General features: G+C 68.1%; 12 protein-coding genes and 3 tRNA genes. 8 read left to right on the forward strand and 7 right to left on the reverse strand.

Going from position 1 to position 15,333, the window contains the following annotated elements:
- Positions 1 to 71 precede the first annotated feature (71 nt).
- Positions 72 to 2,162, forward strand: a complete 2,091-nt coding sequence (recG, locus tag H9656_RS03645; protein ID WP_191742889.1) for an ATP-dependent DNA helicase RecG — start codon at positions 72 to 74, stop codon at positions 2,160 to 2,162.
- A 35-nt stretch (positions 2,163 to 2,197) separates the two neighbouring features.
- Here the strand turns inward: recG and H9656_RS03650 are convergent, their stop codons facing one another.
- From H9656_RS03650 to H9656_RS03660, 3 genes are all read right to left on the reverse strand, one after another.
- The gene (locus H9656_RS03650) at positions 2,198 to 2,770 is read right to left on the reverse strand and encodes a DUF2497 domain-containing protein (protein WP_191742890.1); all 573 of its coding nucleotides are present in this window, start codon (positions 2,768 to 2,770) and stop codon (positions 2,198 to 2,200) included.
- 169 nt (positions 2,771 to 2,939) lie between these two features.
- Positions 2,940 to 4,514, reverse strand: a complete 1,575-nt coding sequence (locus H9656_RS03655) for a TolC family outer membrane protein (RefSeq protein WP_191742891.1) — start codon at positions 4,512 to 4,514, stop codon at positions 2,940 to 2,942.
- Between the two features lie 137 nt (positions 4,515 to 4,651).
- A complete protein-coding gene (locus H9656_RS03660; protein WP_191742892.1) occupies positions 4,652 to 5,281 on the reverse strand; it encodes a protein-L-isoaspartate O-methyltransferase family protein in 630 nt (209 codons plus the stop codon).
- Positions 5,282 to 5,412: 131 nt separating this feature from the next.
- Here H9656_RS03660 and H9656_RS03665 point away from each other — a divergent pair.
- A tRNA-Cys gene (locus tag H9656_RS03665) sits at positions 5,413 to 5,486 on the forward strand.
- A gap of 48 nt (positions 5,487 to 5,534) precedes the next feature.
- On the opposite strand, the gene H9656_RS03670 is transcribed toward H9656_RS03665, so the two are convergent.
- A complete protein-coding gene (locus tag H9656_RS03670; protein ID WP_191742893.1) occupies positions 5,535 to 6,350 on the reverse strand; it encodes a TrmH family RNA methyltransferase in 816 nt (271 codons plus the stop codon).
- A gap of 111 nt (positions 6,351 to 6,461) precedes the next feature.
- On the opposite strand from H9656_RS03670, the gene H9656_RS03675 reads away from it, so the two are divergent.
- From H9656_RS03675 to metC, 5 genes are all read left to right on the forward strand, one after another.
- A tRNA-Asn gene (locus H9656_RS03675) sits at positions 6,462 to 6,536 on the forward strand.
- Positions 6,537 to 6,700: 164 nt separating this feature from the next.
- A complete protein-coding gene (locus H9656_RS03680) occupies positions 6,701 to 7,489 on the forward strand; it encodes an ImuA family protein (protein ID WP_191742894.1) in 789 nt (262 codons plus the stop codon).
- Entirely contained in the window at positions 7,380 to 8,939 is a 1,560-nt protein-coding gene (locus H9656_RS03685) for a Y-family DNA polymerase (protein ID WP_191742895.1), read from the forward strand. Before H9656_RS03680 ends, H9656_RS03685 begins: the two co-directional genes overlap by 110 nt.
- A gap of 8 nt (positions 8,940 to 8,947) precedes the next feature.
- The gene (locus H9656_RS03690) at positions 8,948 to 12,337 is read left to right on the forward strand and encodes an error-prone DNA polymerase (RefSeq protein ID WP_191742896.1); all 3,390 of its coding nucleotides are present in this window, start codon (positions 8,948 to 8,950) and stop codon (positions 12,335 to 12,337) included.
- A 148-nt stretch (positions 12,338 to 12,485) separates the two neighbouring features.
- Positions 12,486 to 13,679: a cystathionine beta-lyase gene (gene metC, locus H9656_RS03695; protein ID WP_191743737.1), complete on the forward strand. Its 1,194-nt coding sequence runs from the start codon at positions 12,486 to 12,488 to the stop codon at positions 13,677 to 13,679.
- Here the strand turns inward: metC and H9656_RS03700 are convergent.
- The 3 genes from H9656_RS03700 to H9656_RS03710 form a co-directional block, all read right to left on the reverse strand.
- Positions 13,638 to 13,714, reverse strand: a tRNA-Arg gene (locus H9656_RS03700). The two genes, metC and H9656_RS03700, sit on opposite strands and share 42 nt — an antisense overlap.
- 19 nt (positions 13,715 to 13,733) lie before the next feature.
- Positions 13,734 to 14,039 carry an ETC complex I subunit gene (locus H9656_RS03705; RefSeq protein ID WP_191742897.1) on the reverse strand — a complete coding sequence of 102 codons (306 nt, stop codon included), beginning with the start codon at positions 14,037 to 14,039 and terminating at the stop codon, positions 13,734 to 13,736.
- A 92-nt stretch (positions 14,040 to 14,131) separates the two neighbouring features.
- On the reverse strand, positions 14,132 to 14,434 hold the full coding sequence (locus tag H9656_RS03710; RefSeq protein ID WP_191742898.1) for a sel1 repeat family protein: 303 nt from the start codon (positions 14,432 to 14,434) through the stop codon (positions 14,132 to 14,134).
- Positions 14,435 to 14,626: 192 nt separating this feature from the next.
- Between H9656_RS03710 and H9656_RS03715 the strand changes: the two genes are divergently transcribed.
- Positions 14,627 to 15,196 carry an RcnB family protein gene (locus tag H9656_RS03715; RefSeq protein ID WP_191742899.1) on the forward strand — a complete coding sequence of 190 codons (570 nt, stop codon included), beginning with the start codon at positions 14,627 to 14,629 and terminating at the stop codon, positions 15,194 to 15,196.
- The last annotated feature ends 137 nt before the right edge of the window (positions 15,197 to 15,333 follow it).

Consider the following 15,333-nt stretch of genomic DNA (forward strand, 5'->3'; position numbering starts at 1 on the left):
TCCGTTCACTTCGGTAAGAGGCGGATCAGATAGCGTTCCAGACGCCGCTGCGCCAGCTATGCTGCATCATCATGAGGCCCGAGATTCTCTTTCCCCTGTTCGCGGACGTCACCACGCTGAAAGGCGTGGGGCCGCGCAGCGCGCCCCTGGTGCAGAGGGTAGCGGGTCCGCTGGTGCGCGACGTGCTGTTCCTGTCGCCCAGCGGCGTGATCCAGCGGCGCCGCACCACGGCGATGGAGGCCGTCGACGGCGAGATCGGCGTCTTCGAGGTGACGATCGACCGCTTGATCCCGCCGCACAAGCACGGCGCGCCGATCAAGGTCCGCGCCATCGACGAGACGGGCTTCATCCATCTGATCTGGTTCGCCGGGTCGCCGCGCCATATCGAGAGCCTGGCCCCGCGCGGGTCGCGACGGCTGGTGACCGGCAAGGTCGAGCGCTTCAACAGCGAAGTCCAGATCGCCCACCCCGACTACATTCTACCGCTTGAGAAGGCGGACGAGATTCCACTGTCCGAGCCGGTCTATCCGGCGACACAGGGGCTGACCTCTCGCCAGATCCGCAAACTGGCGCAGGGCGCGCTGGCCCTCGCGCCCGAGCTTCCCGAGTGGCAGGAGCCGAACTGGCTGGCCGCGCGGCGATGGAGCGGTTGGCGCCCGGCGCTGGAGGCCCTGCACGCCCCGGCGAGCGAGGCCGACCTGACGCCGGACGCGCCGGTGCGCCAGCGTCTGGCCTATGATGAACTGTTCGCGCATCAGTTGGCCTTGGCGCGCCGTCGTCGCGCCCGCCAGATCACGCCCGCCGCCCGCATTGCGCCGGGCGAGGCCTCAGCCCGCCTGCTCGCCGCCCTACCCTTCGCACTGACCGGCGCCCAGGAACAGGCCATTGCCGAAGTCCGCGGCGATCTGGCGTCGGGCGAGCAGATGGGTCGGCTGCTTCAGGGCGACGTCGGCTCAGGCAAGACGGCGGTCGCGGCCCTGGCTCTGGCCGATGCGGCCAGCAGCGGCTTCCAGGGCGCTCTTATGGCGCCGACCGAAATCCTGGCGCGCCAGCATTACGACAAGCTGTCGCTCCTGTTGGATCAGGCGGGCGTGCGCAGCTTGCTGCTGACCGGGCGCGACACCCCGGCCGAGCGGCGCAGCAAGCTAGCGGCCCTGGCTTCGGGCGAGGCGCAGGTCGCCATCGGCACCCACGCCCTGTTTCAGGACGCGGTGCAGTTCCACCGGCTAGCGCTGGCCGTCATCGACGAACAGCACCGTTTCGGCGTGCGCGAGCGTCGGCGCTTGCAGGCCAAGGGCGATCCGGCTTTGGGCGGGGTCCATCTGCTGACGATGTCGGCGACTCCGATCCCGCGCACGCTGGAGCTGACGCAATACGGCGAGTTGGAAGTCAGCCGCCTGATGGAGAAGCCGCCGGGTCGCACGCCCGTGACCACGGCCGTCCTGCCGCTGGCGCGCATCGGCGAGGTGGCCAACCGGCTGAAGGCGGCCGTCGAAGCCGGCGCCCAGGCCTATTGGATCTGCCCTTTGGTGGCCGAATCCGAAGCCATCGACCTGGCCGCGGCCGAGGATCGGGCCGAAGACCTGCGCAAACTGCTGGGAACCGAGGTCGGCCTCGCCCACGGCCAGATGCCGGGCGCCGAGCGCGAGGCCGTGATGGCGCAGTTCGCGGCGGGGCGTCTGCCCGTTCTGGTCGCGACGACCGTGGTCGAGGTCGGCGTCGACGTGCCCAACGCCTCCATCATGGTGATCGAGCACGCCGACCGCTTCGGGCTGGCCCAGCTTCACCAGTTGCGCGGGCGCGTCGGGCGCGGGGCCAAGGCCAGTTCCTGTATCCTGCTGTACGGCGGCGAGGACGGCGCTCTGGGCGAGACGGCGAAGGAGCGGCTGGAGACCCTGCGACGCACCGAGGACGGCTTCGTCATCGCCGAGGAAGACTTCCGCCTGCGTGGCGGCGGCGATCCTCTGGGCCTGAAGCAGAGCGGCTTCCCGGCCTATCGCTTCGCCGACCCGATCCGGCATCGGTCGCTGCTGCTGGCGGCGGCGGACGATGCGCGCCTGCTGCTGGGCCGCGATCCCGACCTGACCAGCGAGCGCGGTCAGGCCGTGCGCCTGCTGGAAGCTCTGTTCGACTGGAAAAACGAACGCCCCTCAGCGGACTGAGGGGCGTCGTAAAAGCTCGGCGATATTCGAGGCGATCAGCCTGCGCTGCGGGCGATGCGCTCGACTTCCTTGCGCACCTGAGTCTCGACGATGGCGGGCAGGTTGGCGTCCAGCCAGTCCTTCAGCATCGGGCGCAGCATTTCGCGGACCATGGCCTCGACCGTGTTGCCGCTCATGAAGTTCATGTCGGCGGCCGAAGCGATCGGCGCAGGCTCAGGCTTCTGGAAGCTGGCGGCCAGACCAGCAAACGCAGAGGCGGCGCTGGCGGCGGCGGTTTCACCGACCAGAGCGTCCCCCTCGGGAGCCGCAGCGATGGGCGCAGGTTCTCCGGCGACGGGCGCCTCGACGGGGAACGGCGCCGCGTCGGCGACGTCCAGATCGCCGATGGCCTCGGCCGGCGGGGCCTCGTAAGGCTCAGTCAGCTCAAGCACGTCTTCCTCGACGGCGGCGACTACCGGCGCCGCTTCGGGTTCGGGCTCAGGCTCAGGCGTGGGTTCCGGCTCGGGCGCGGCTGCGGCTTCCGCCGGGGCGTCGTCTTCAGAAATAATCCGGCGAATCGACGCCAGGATTTCTTCCATCGTGGGTTCCTGAGCGGATTGGTCGGTCATGTCGGAGCCTTCACCTCGGTGCTCGATCTCGGTCATCACCCGTTGAGCCGGAAACAGCACAGGGCGAACGGGCGCGGACAAAATAGACTCGCCTCGCCCCCGTCCTGTCGTCGCATCAACCTCGGTCGGAATCAACGGACGTTTTTCACGCGTCCGCCATGGCGAGGCTTTAGCCTTGCGGGGCTGTGCGCACGACTTCGCCCTTCAGCTGGCGGTCCACGGGGGCGTCTTCGGCGTCGGCCGCGGGCACGACGGCGGGCGCCGCGACCCGATCCAGCGTCTCCAGCAGGCCGTCCCACGGCAGGGCGCCGCGATTGCGGATGGCGTTGTAGTTGTCAGCCGGATCATAGGCGTCGATGGCCGGATCCAGATTGGGGCCGCCCAGCCGTCCCATGGCCGCCAGCAGCTGAGCCTGGGCCACATATTCATTGCGCCGCGCGCTGGCCAGGGCGACCTCGGCGCTGCGCAGTTCCAGTTCGGCGTTCAGCACGTCCAGCGTAGTGCGCAGGCCGACCTGCGCTTCCTGGCGAACGCCCTCAGCGGCGACCGAGGCGGCGCGAACGCCTTCCTGGCCGGCGGCGACGCTGGACCTGGCCGACGCGCTCTGAGCATAGGCCGAGCTGACCGATTGCAGCACGGTGCGGCGCTGGCCCTCGACGTTGATCTGGGCGGCGTTGGCGCGCTCCAGAGCCTGCGCCACGCGCGACCGGTTCAGCCCGCCCGTGAACAGCGGCACCGAGACCGAAGCCCCTGCGGTGAAGCTGGTGCGGTCCGACAGGTCAAAGCCGGAAAGGTCGTTGGCCGTACCGCCATAAGACGCCGTCAGACGCGCCGAAGGCAGATACTCAGATCGGGCTGCCGCCACGTTCGCCTCTGCCGCCTGCTGGGCGTAGAGGGCGGCCAGAACGCCGGGGTTCTCAGCCAGGCCGACATCCATCGCCGCATCGAAATCCGACGGCAGCCCGGGCAGGACCGGCAAGGCCTGAAGGTTGGACGGCGCCTGCCCCACCACGGCGGCATAAGCCGCGCGCGAGACGGACAGCTGCGCCTGGGCGCTGGCCAGGTCCGATTCGGACTGAGCCAAACGAGCCTCAGACTGGGCCACGTCGGTGCGGGTGATCTCGCCCACTTCAAAACGGGCGTTCGATTCGTCCAGCTGGCGGCGCAGCACCTGCAGATTCTCCTGGCGGATGCGCAGGATTTCCAGGTCGCGCACGACGTCGGCGTAGGCCTGGACGACCGAGGTCATCACCTGCTGCTCGACCTGGCGCAGGTTTTCGCGGCCCGCCATAACGTTGGCTTCAGCGGCGGAAATGCCGTGCGACACCCGGCCGGCCGTCCAGATATTCTGGCTCAGGCTGACGCTGGCGCTGGCGCCGTCGCTTTCGATCGTGCCGCCGCTGGTGGTGGTGCTGCCCGGCAGCGTGCCCGTAGCGTCCGGCACGCCGTCGCCGTCCGTGTCGATCGGGAAAGACTGGCCGGGAACGGTCGTTGTCACGCGATCCGTGCGGGTGCGGCTGTAGTCGACGCCCGCCGATGCGTTGATGGTCGGTCGCAGTCCGGCGCGCGCCTGAACAATGGATTCGTCCAGGGCGCGTTGATTGGCGCGCTGGGCCAGCAAGGATGGATTGGTCCGGTAGGCCAGGCCGATCGCTTCCTGAAGCGACTCGGCCAGAACCGGCGTCGCTCCCATCGTCAATGCGACCAGAGCGACCGAAGCGAGCGCGCGCGAGCGTTTCAACATGAACCTGTCCCTGCCTGACGCCCCCCGTTCGGCGCGCCTGTAGTGCCTTCTAACGGCGTAGTTGGCGGCTAGGCTCGCCCGACGCCAGTTAAGTTTTTTTCACGCAGCGCGATGCCTGTTCCGTCGCGAAGCAGGCGTTAAAGCGCAAACGCCGGCGCTGGCGTCATTTCCGGCAGGAGATCAGGCGCTGCGTCGAACAGTTCGCGGCGCGAAACGCCTTCACGGCCGCGCACATAAAGAACCGCCGCGCCGCTGGCGCCGTCGCGCTCCACAACGGCCAGACGACCGCCGGGACGCAGTGCCGCGATCCAGGAATCGGGACGCTCGATCACCGCGCCTTCGCTGACGATCAGGTCATAGCCCTCGCCTTGCGGCTGGCTCAGCGGCGCGACCGCCGTCTCGACGCCGGCCTCGGTCAACGCCGCGCCGACCACCTCGAGCACGGCCGCGTCCGATTCCTGAGCCGTGACCTTCAGGCCCATGTGCGCCAGAACGGCGGCGGCGTAGGGCGCCGCGATCGCCAGCGCCTTCTCGCCGGCACGGGCGTCCAACCCCTGCAGCAGCTTGGCCACATCGCGCGGCAACATCAGGCGGCGACCGTTCGCGATCTCCGGCTCGACGTCGGCATAGGCCGAGAAGGCGCGGTCAGGGGCGCAGAATCGCTCGCGCTGCACAGCGCCGATGGCGGCGTGCAGTTGGCGGTCGGTGACGTCGTTCACGCGGACCTGCGAGTCCAGCATCACCTTGCGGGCGGCGGCGAAATCCATAATCCGAAGTCCTTCAGGTCGGCTTAGGCGAAGAAATGTGACGCGCTTATAGGTCCGTGCGTTGCAGCGGACAATCCGATCTGATAGCTGACGGCCCTCGCGATGGCGGGGCCCCTGGAAACCGGGGTCACGGCCTGATGGCGGAGTGGTGACGCAGAGGACTGCAAATCCTTGCACCCGGGTTCGATTCCCGGTCAGGCCTCCATCGCGATGAACATCGAGAAAGCCGTCCTTCGGGGCGGCTTTCTTGTTTTCAGCCTTCAGCCGACTTCGCCGTCGTGATGTGATGCAAGGCCACGGCGCTGGTCGCCGCCACGTTCAACGAATCGAACCCGCCCGCCATACGGATGCCGATCGGGCGGCAGCGCGCGATGATTTCCTGCGAAAGGCCCGGCCCTTCGCTGCCCAACAAAATCGCAGTGCGCGGCGCGGGTTGCAGTTCCGCCAGCGCCTGATCCGCCGACGGCGTCAGGGCCAGCACTTCGAAACCCCTGTCCTGCAGCAGGTCGATCATGCTCCCCGCCTCCAACCCCGTCGCCATAGGCGTGCGCAAGACCGCGCCGACTGAGACACGGATCGACTTGCGATAAAACGGATCGCAACAGGTCCGATCCAGCAGCACCGCCCCGGCTCCGAAAGCGGCGGCGTTGCGAAACAGCCCGCCCATATTGTCGTGATTGCCGATTCCGCACGCCATCACGATGACGGCCCGCTCCGGCAGTCGATCCAGTAGAGCGCCCGGCTCGACCGGGTTCGGCTTGCGGCCCAGGGCGAGGATGCCCCGGTGCAGGTCAATCCCCGCCACGGCGTTGAGAACCGCTTGGGGCGCGACATGGACGGGTACGTCGGCCGGAAGACGCCCCAGCACCTCTTTCAGCCCCTCCAGCCGCTTCTCGGCGATCAGCACCGCTGCCGGCGCACAAAGCGACGTCCCGGAGGCCAGGACGCGCAGAACCACCTCGCCCTCGGCAACGAACAGTCCCTGCCGCCCTGTCAGGTCGCGCTCTTTAACATCGCGAAAAGCGGCCACGCGGGGATCATCGGGATCAAGAACAGCGATTGGAGTCATGCCGACCCTTGTAGCGCAGGGCTTTGCGAAAAAATTTGGCGATTTCTGCGTTTTACCCGTTGCATGAATCGAAAAGGCGCTGCTATACGCCGGCCTCCCCCGAGGGGATGTTCCGCGGTAGCTCAGTGGTAGAGCAGCCGACTGTTAATCGGCTGGTCGTAGGTTCGAATCCTACCCGCGGAGCCACTCGGGGGATTGAAATCCCCAACAATCTGAACGACGAGCGCCGAACCGCGATTGGGCTTGTATCGGCACGTCGCTTGAGTGGCGCTGCGCCTTCCGCTCAGAGGTCTGGATAATCTTTCTGCTTCGCTTGACTCCTCCCAGAGGTCAGAGCGCATATAGAACAAATGAAGAACATTTGTTCACAACCAGAGGCGCTGATCGCGCTGAAGGCGCGGCTGGAGGCGCTTGAGCGATGTGGCGCGCGCCGCGTCAGTACGACTGTGCGTCGTGCGGATGACGGCGCTTTCGCCCCACTGGCCGCGGGCGTTGTTCACGATCTTTACGCCGCCGCGCCCGCCGACGCCGTGGCGGTCAACGCTTTCGGCCTCGGCATGGCGATGCGGACGGCGGCAAGGCGGCCGATCGTCTGGGGCCTGCATGAGGTGATGGCGCAGGAGGCGGGACGACCGCATGGGCCGGGCCTGCATGAGATGGGGCTATCGCCGCGCGATCTGCTGCTGGTGCGGACCCGCGACGTGCAGACCCTGCTGGCTGTCGGTGAAGAGGCCCTGCGCAGTCCGGCCATCGGCGCCGTGCTGTTGAGCGCCTGGGGCGAGGCCAAGGCTTTCAATCTGACGGCGAGCCGGCGGCTGGCCCTGGCGGCCGAGACCGGCGGCGCCGCCCTGTTCCTGGCCCGGGCGGGCGCCCTGCCCTGCCCCAGCGCGGCTGAGACCCGTTGGTCGGTGGCCTCTTGCGCTTCAGAACCCCTGGAAGACGGAGCGCCGGGGCGGCCGTCTTTTTCGGCGACCCTGCTGCGGCGGCGCGGCGGCGGGGCGACCGGAACCTGGATCATGGAGTGGGATCGTGAGCAACGAACCTTCCGCCCCCCCGCGCCGTTATCTGGCGGTCTGGTTCCCCTGGCTGCCCAGCGACCGGCTGCGGCGTCAGGAGCAGCGGGACGACGCGCCGCCTGAGGAGGCGCCGCCCGTCGTTCTCGCCGAAAAGATCAAGGGCGCGTTGCGGCTGGCGGCGGTCGATCCGACGGCGGCGCGGGCGGGACTGACCCCCGGCCTGGCCCTGGCCGATGCGCGGGCGCGAACGCCCGCCTTGCGCGTCGTCGCCCATCGGCCGGACCTCGACGACGCCCTGCTGACGCGGGTGCTGGAGGATTTCGGCCGCTTCACCCCGATGATCGCGCTGGACCCGCCGCATGGCCTGATGCTGGACGTGACCGGCTGCGCCCACCTGTTCGGCGGAGAGACGGACCTGATGCGGACGGTTCAGGCGCGGGCCGAACGCGCCGGACTCAAAATCCGGTGCGCTTTGGCCGGCACGCCCCAGGTCGCTCGCGCCCTGGCCCGTTTCGGCCCCGGCGGCCGATTTGAGCCCGATCAGGATCGCGCCGCTGCGCGTCGCCTGCCCGTCGCCGCGCTGGAACTACCCGAAAAGGAGGAACAGGCTCTGCGCCGCGCCGGGCTGAAGCGTCTGGCCGACCTGGACGACCGCCCCCGCGCGCCTTTGGCCGCCCGCTTCGGCGCCGATTTTCCTGCCCGGCTGGCGCGGGTTCTGGGCGACGAGGACATGCGCATCACCCCGCATCGCCCGCCCGCGCCCGTGGTCGTCGACCGCGTCTTCTTCGAGCCGATCTCGGCGCCTGAAGACATCGAGCGGGTTCTGTCCGACCTGCTGGTCGAGACCATGGACCGGCTGGGCCAGACAGGCCTGGGCGGCCGCGCCTTCGAGGCTGGCTTTTATCGTGTGGACGGCGAAACGCGCCGGATCGTCGTCCGCACCAGCCGTCCGACCCGCGACGCCCCCGTGACCCTGCGGCTGTTCCGCGAGCGGATGGCGGCTCTGGCCAATCCCCTGGAAGCCGGTTTCGGCTTCGACCAGATGCGGATGGCCGTGCCCTGGACCCAGGCTTTGGCGCCGACCCAGCAGGGGCTGGAACGCGAAACGGCCGGCGAAGAGGCTTTCAGCCGCCTGATCGACCGATTGACCGCACGTCTGGGGCCAGAGGCGGTGCTGCGTTTCGAGCCCTTCGCCTCTCACATTCCCGAACGGGGGGCGCGGCTGGTTCCGGCCTCGGCCCGCCATGGCGACGAGACCTGGCCTGCCCTCGATCCCGACGATCCGCCCTTGCGGCCGCTGCAGATGTTCGACCCGCCCCAGCCGGTCGAGACCCTGGCCGAGGTCCCCGACGGCTATCCCCTGAAGTTCCGCTGGCGCCGGGTGCTGCATGAGGTGACGCGCGCCGAGGGCCCCGAGCGGATCAGCGGCGAATGGTGGCGCGCGCCGAACCAGCGCACCCGGGACTATTACCGGGTCGAGGATCGGGAGGGCCGCCGCTTCTGGCTGTTCCGCCAGGGCCTCTATGGCGAAGCGCCCGAACCGCGCTGGTTCATCCACGGCCTGTTCGCATGAGCGCCGTCATGACCGTCCTGCACCCTTGCGGCGCCTACGCCGAGCTGGCCGCGGCTAGCAACTTCTCCTTCCTGCGCGGGGCCTCGCACCCCAAGGACCTGGTGCAGACCGCGATCCTGCGCGGCCATGCCGGACTGGGGCTGGCCGATCGCAACACCGTGGCGGGCGTGGTGCGGGCCTGGAGCGCGCTGAAGGCCCTCCGCGTCGAGGGCCTGGCTCCGCCGGACAAGGTGCGCGAGGGCGGCAGTCCGGGCGAGATCGCCTTCATCGAGAACCCGTTGAACGATCCGGCCCTGTCCGAAGAGGTGAAGCGGCGCGCGGCGGACTTCCGCCTGCTGACAGGCGCGCGGCTGGTCTTCAACGACGGGACGCCGGACGTCATCGCCTATCCCGAAACGCGCGCGGGCTGGGGCCGTCTGACCCGGCTGCTGACCCTGGGCAATCGCCGCGCCAGGAAGGGCGAGTGCGAGATCGGCCTGCGCGACCTGCTCGCTGATCCCGAAGACCTGCTGCTGATCCTCGTCCCGCCAGACCGGCTGACCGGGTTGGAGGAGGTTCTGGCCCGCATGAACGAGGCGGCGCCGGGCGCGATCTGGCTGGGCGCCGCCCTGCACAGGCGCGGCGACGGCCGGCGCCGTCTGGCCCGGCTGAAGGCCATGGCGGCGCGGGCGGACGTTCCGCTGCTGGCGCTGAACGACGTCCTCTACGCCGCGCCCGAGGATCGCGATCTGCAGGACGTGCTGACCTGCATCCGCGAAGGGGTCGCCATCGAGACCGCCGGCCGTCGGCTGGAAAGCAACGCCGAACGCTGGCTGAAGCCGACCGCCGAAATGATGCGTCTGTTCAAAGACGCGCCAGAGGCTGTGGGCGAGGCGATCGCCTTCCTGTCGCGGGCCACGTTTGATCTGAGCGACCTAAGGTACGAATACCCAGAAGAGCCCGTACCGCCAGGGTGGGAGCCCCAGGGTTGGCTGGAGGAACTGGTGCGGCGCCGCACTCGGGTCCGCTATCCGGGCGGCGCGCCGCCAAAGGTTGCGGGCCTGCTCGAGAAGGAACTGGTCTTCATCGCTGAGCGCAGTCTGGCGCCCTATTTCCTGACTATCCACGACATCGTCCGCACGGCCGAGGACAAAGGCATTCTGTGTCAGGGGCGCGGATCGGCCGCCAATTCGGCGGTCTGTTACGTGCTGGGGATCACCAGCGTCGACCCCGCCTGCCACGACCTGTTGTTCGAGCGATTCCTGTCCTCCAGCCGCGACGAGCCGCCAGACATCGACGTGGACTTCGAACATGAGCGGCGCGAGGAGATCATTCAGTACATCTATGCCCGTTATGGGCGTCATCGCGCCGGCATCGCCGCCACCGTCATCCACTTCCGCCCCCGAAGCGCGATACGCGAGGTCGGCAAGGTCCTGGGTCTGACCGAGGACGTCACCGCACGCCTGGCCGCCAGTCATTGGGGCAGTTGGGGAACCGAGATCGGCGATCATCATGTCGCGCAGGCCGGACTGGACCCGGCGAATCCCATGATCATCCGCGCGGTCGATATGGCGTCACGCCTGCTCAACGCCCCGCGCCACCTGTCTCAACACGTCGGCGGCTTCGTCCTGACCCAGGGACGGCTGGACGAGACCGTCCCGATCGGCAACGCCGCCATGCCGGATCGCACCTTCATCGAATGGGACAAGGAGGACATCGATGCTCTGGGCCTGATGAAGGTCGACGTCCTGGCGCTGGGGATGCTGACCTGCATCCGTAAGGCCTTCGACCTGATGAAGATTCATTCGGGCGTCGAGCATGACCTGGCCGCCCTCCCGTCCGAGGACCCTGACGTCTATGACATGCTGTGCCGGGGCCACTCCGTTGGCGTATTTCAGGTCGAGAGCCGCGCCCAGATCAACATGCTGCCGCGGCTGAAGCCGCGAGCCTTCTATGATCTGGTGATTCAGGTCGCCATCGTCCGTCCCGGCCCGATCCAGGGGGACATGGTCCATCCGTACCTTCGCCGACGTAACGGCGTGGAGGAGGCTCACTACCCTTCGCCAGGCCGCCTCTACGGACCTCCCGACGAGTTGAAACAGGTGCTGTACCGAACCCTGGGCGTCCCCCTGTTCCAAGAGCAGGCCATGAAGGTCGCCATGGTCGCCGCCCGCTTCTCCGACGCAGAAGCCAACGGACTGCGCAAGGCCATGGGCACGTTCCGCGGCGACGGGACCCTACTCACCTATGAAACTCGCATGGTCGGGCGGATGATCGCGCGCGGCTATGAACCCGATTTCGCCCAGCGCTGCTTCGACCAGATCAAGGGCTTCGGCTCCTACGGCTTCCCCGAAAGCCACGCCGCCAGTTTCGCCCGATTGGTCTACGTCTCGTCGTGGATCAAGCACCGCCACCCGGCGGCCTTCGCCTGCGCCCTGCTCAACAGCCAGCCCATGGGCTTTTATGCGCCCGCCCAGATCGTGCGCGAGGCTCAGGAGGTCGGCGGGGTCGAGGTGCGCCCCATCGACGTCTCGCACAGCGACTGGGACAACAGTCTGGAAGGGCCTGCGGACGCCCCGGTCCTGCGTCTGGGCCTGCGCCAGATCGACGGCTTCAGGGAAGACTGGGCCAAGGCCCTGTCGGCGGCGCGGGCCGTGGCGTCCTTCGCCGATATCGAAACCCTGGCCCGACGCGCCGAATTGCCCGGCGCCGCCATGCGCAAGCTGGCCGACGCGGACGCCTTCCGATCCCTGGGTCAGGACCGTCGCGAGGCCCTGTGGGCGGTGCGTCGCCTGCCCGACGACGATCCTCTGCCTCTGTTCGCCGCCGCCGAGGCCCGCGAGCGCGGCGCCCGCGAACTGGGGGCTGAACCTGACGCTCGACTGCCCCTGATGCCGCTGGGCGAGCACGTCGCCGCCGACTACCAGACCGCGCGCCTGTCGTTGAAGGCCCACCCCATGGCCATCCTGCGCCCCGTCTTCGCCGCTGACCGCGTGCTGACCTGCGCGGCGACCGAAGCCAAGCGCGGCGGCTCCGTCATACAGGTCGCAGGCGTGGTCCTGGTGCGTCAGCGGCCGGGCAAGGGCAACGCCGTCTTCGTCACCCTGGAGGACGAAACCGGCATCACCAACGTCGTCCTGTGGGCGCGGATGCTGGACCAGTTCCGACGCGAGGTCATGGGCGCCCGCCTGATGCAGGTCGAAGGCGTCGTCGAGAAAAGCCCCGAGGGCGTGGTCCACGTGGTCGCCCGGCGCATCTTCGACCGCAGCGCAGAACTGTCCCGCCTGTCGGAGGACCACGAGGCCCACATTCAACTGTCTCGCGCAGACGTCGTCGCTCACCCGCAGCCGTCGCACCACCCGTCCCACCGACACCCGCGCGACGTGCGCATCCTGCCGGGGTCGCGGGACTTTCATTGATCCGATTTCTTGGCGGCTGCTCCAATGGTTGCTGCGCCCGCCCGCCGCAGGTGAGCTACACCCGCCACGCTGAGCCATCGCGCGCCTTGTCGGCCTCGCCATCGAACGCCAACATGGCTTTGAACGCCCCAAACTACTCGGAGCCCCTATGCCGAAGCTGTCGGACCGCACGCGACTGATCGCCGGCGCCACGCGACGTGGCCGAGGCCGCCGCCCGGTCAATCCGCCGATTGAACGCGCCTCCACCATGCTGAGCGACGATCCGGCGGCGATGCAGGACCCCGGCGACGGCCCAGTCTACGGGCTGGATGGGACCAGCGCGGCGCGTGAGCTACGGACGGCGCTCGCCGACCTCGAGGGGGCAAGCGAGGCCTTTCTCGTTCCGTCCGGCCTGGCGGCGGTCACCGTGCCGCTCACTGCCCTTCTGCGACCGGGCGACGAAGTGCTGACGACCGAGGCCGTCTATGGCCCCACGCGGCGGTTTCTGACGCGTCACATGGCCGACAGAGGCGTCGCCGCGAGCTTTCACCCGGCGGGAGCTTCTGTCGAGGCGGTGATGGATCAGATGCATGAACGCACGCGGGTGCTGCTGATCGAAGCGCCCGGCTCCCTCACCTTTGAAATGATGGACGTGCCGGCACTGGCGGCCGCCTGCCGCAAGCGCGGCGTCCTGACGGTGATGGACAACACCTGGGCGGCCGGCCTGGCCTTTCGCCCGCTCGCCCACGGCGTGGATGTCAGCGTTCAGGCCCTGACGAAATACGCGGGGGGACATTCCGACCTGCTGATGGGCGGCGTCGCCGCGCAGGCGCCTGAGATCGTCCGAGCCATCAACAACGTCATCGAGGACATGGGCTGGCACGTCTCGCCGGATGACGCCTGGCTGGCGCTGCGCGGGCTGCGCACCCTGCCGCTGCGTTATGAGGCCCAGGCGCGCACCGCCCTGCAGGTCGCTGAATGGCTGCAGGATCAGCCCGAGGTGGCAAACGTCCTGTACCCGCCCCTGCCCGGTTCGGTCGGGCACTCGCTGTGGCGCCGGGATTTCGACGGCGCGGCTTCCTTGATGGGCGTGGTCATGAAAGGCGGCGGCAAGGCGGCGGCCCACGCCTTCATGCGCGAACTCAGCCTGTTCGGCATGGGCTATTCCTGGGGAGGCTTCGAAAGCCTGATCACCTACGAGACGCCGCAACTGGCCTATCGGCAGCACGCGCCCGACCTGCCCGGCCAACTGCTGCGCCTGCATATCGGGTTGGAAGATCCGGCCGATCTGATCGCCGATCTGACGCGTGGATTGGCGGCGTGGCGCGCCCAGCAGGACTCGAACCTGCAACCGTCCGCTTAGAAGGCGGGTGCTCTATCCGGTTGAGCTATGGGCGCCGAGGGCCGCGAATGGACCTTAGTGAGTCCAGGACTGCTTGCGATCGGGCGCGAAATTGTCGGCGTAGGCCTTGATGATGACCGGCGCTTCGTTGGGCTCATGCAGGCGGAAGGCGATTCCGTGGCGTTCGGCGTATTCGATCGCCTCTTCCTTGGTGTCGAAGCTCAGGCGCACCTGGCCGTTCATGTCGGTCGAGCTGGTCCAGCCCATCAGCGGGTCGATCGTGCGCGCCGAGGCGGGCTCGAACTCCAGGCGCCAGTCGCGCGTCTTGGCCTTGCCGGACTGCATCGCGGTCTTGGCCGGGCGATAGATGCGAGCGAGCATGGACGGAATCCTTCGGACGGGGAACTCGCCGGGTGCATACCCCGCCGCCGTCGCCCGGTCCAGACGCCGAACGCCTTTGCGCTCGCCGCAGATCAGGCCGCCAGCGACGATGAACCGGCGTCGATCCAACGGCGCGCAGCGCGCTGCGCCTCGGCGATCTCGTCGTGTTCCATCTCCTGGCTGAGATCGCGGCGATATCCTCTCGCCTCGATGGAGCCCTTCATGGCCGCCAGGTTGAAGATCATATGCGCCGACACGCGATCGATCGGGCATCCGTCCAGGCCGGACGAATAGGCCAGACCCAACCGGAACAGCGCATCGCCGTCCATATCCGGCGTGGGCAAGGGCAAGGGCGCATCGTTGGTCTGTTCGCGCGCCGTATCATGGGCGTTCATCGCTTGGTTCCTCCTGAGAAGCACGTTCTGCGCCGCTCTCGGATCCGCATTCAAATACCGGCGGTTTGAAATTAGAGTTAACGCGCCAGACGCCCACGGACGCAAGGCTGACAGAGCGGTTCAGGCGCCGTTCATTCGCCGCCCCCGAAGCTGGCTCATGACAGGGTTTCGTCGCTTCGCATGGAGTTTAGAATGAACCGCCTAACCAAGGCCGCCGTCATCGCCCTGGCGCTGGCGACCACGGCCACCCCCATGATGGCGCAGGCCCAGGACCGGCATGATCGCCGTGAATGGCGCCAGGACCGCCGCGACGATCGCCGCGACTGGCGTCAGGATCGAAGAGACGACCGTCGTGAATGGCGTCAGGACCGCCGCGACGATCGCCGTGACTGGCGTCAGGATCGCCGCTCTGATCATCGCGACTGGCGTCAGGATCAGCGTCGCCAGGACCGCTGGAGCCGCGACAACCGAAACTGGTGGCGCGGCCGGCCCGAATTCCGCGACTATCGCGGCGCACGGAACGGCTACTGGTACGCACCGGGTCACGGCTACTACCGCGTCGAGCCGCGCTATTACGGCTATCGCTGGCGCACGGGCGGCTATCTGCCGCCGGCCTACCGCAGCTATTATGTCAGCGACCCCTACTTCTATGGTCTCCGTCCGGCCCCTCGCGGTTACCGCTACGTCCACGCCGGCAATGACATTGTCATGATCGCTGTCGCGACCGGCCTGATCGCCAGCGTGTTGAGCAACGTCTACTAAGCCGACGTCTTAAGCAGCTCGAGCCCCGCAAGACTCTGTCTTGCGGGGCTTTTTCATGACAGCGCTCTATGATCGTCGTTCAGCCGCAGTTCATGACAAAGCGTCTACTTTCCACCCAAGCCGCCCGATTTGGGCGT

The organism is Brevundimonas guildfordensis (assembly GCF_014836405.1).
Classification (GTDB): domain Bacteria; phylum Pseudomonadota; class Alphaproteobacteria; order Caulobacterales; family Caulobacteraceae; genus Brevundimonas; species Brevundimonas guildfordensis.

Excerpts from the sequence above, each read along its gene's own strand:
- recG (WP_191742889.1), top strand. The coding sequence starts at position 72 with ATGAGGCCCGAGATTCTCTTTCCCCTGTTCGCGGACGTCACCACGCTG.
- H9656_RS03650 (WP_191742890.1), bottom strand. The coding sequence starts at position 2,770 with ATGACCGACCAATCCGCTCAGGAACCCACGATGGAAGAAATCCTGGCG.
- H9656_RS03655 (WP_191742891.1), bottom strand. The coding sequence starts at position 4,514 with ATGTTGAAACGCTCGCGCGCGCTCGCTTCGGTCGCTCTGGTCGCATTG.
- H9656_RS03660 (WP_191742892.1), bottom strand. The coding sequence starts at position 5,281 with ATGGATTTCGCCGCCGCCCGCAAGGTGATGCTGGACTCGCAGGTCCGC.
- H9656_RS03670 (WP_191742893.1), bottom strand. The coding sequence starts at position 6,350 with ATGACTCCAATCGCTGTTCTTGATCCCGATGATCCCCGCGTGGCCGCT.
- H9656_RS03680 (WP_191742894.1), top strand. The coding sequence starts at position 6,701 with ATGAAGAACATTTGTTCACAACCAGAGGCGCTGATCGCGCTGAAGGCG.
- H9656_RS03690 (WP_191742896.1), top strand. The coding sequence starts at position 8,948 with ATGACCGTCCTGCACCCTTGCGGCGCCTACGCCGAGCTGGCCGCGGCT.
- metC (WP_191743737.1), top strand. The coding sequence starts at position 12,486 with ATGCCGAAGCTGTCGGACCGCACGCGACTGATCGCCGGCGCCACGCGA.
- H9656_RS03705 (WP_191742897.1), bottom strand. The coding sequence starts at position 14,039 with ATGCTCGCTCGCATCTATCGCCCGGCCAAGACCGCGATGCAGTCCGGC.
- H9656_RS03710 (WP_191742898.1), bottom strand. The coding sequence starts at position 14,434 with ATGAACGCCCATGATACGGCGCGCGAACAGACCAACGATGCGCCCTTG.
- H9656_RS03715 (WP_191742899.1), top strand. The coding sequence starts at position 14,627 with ATGAACCGCCTAACCAAGGCCGCCGTCATCGCCCTGGCGCTGGCGACC.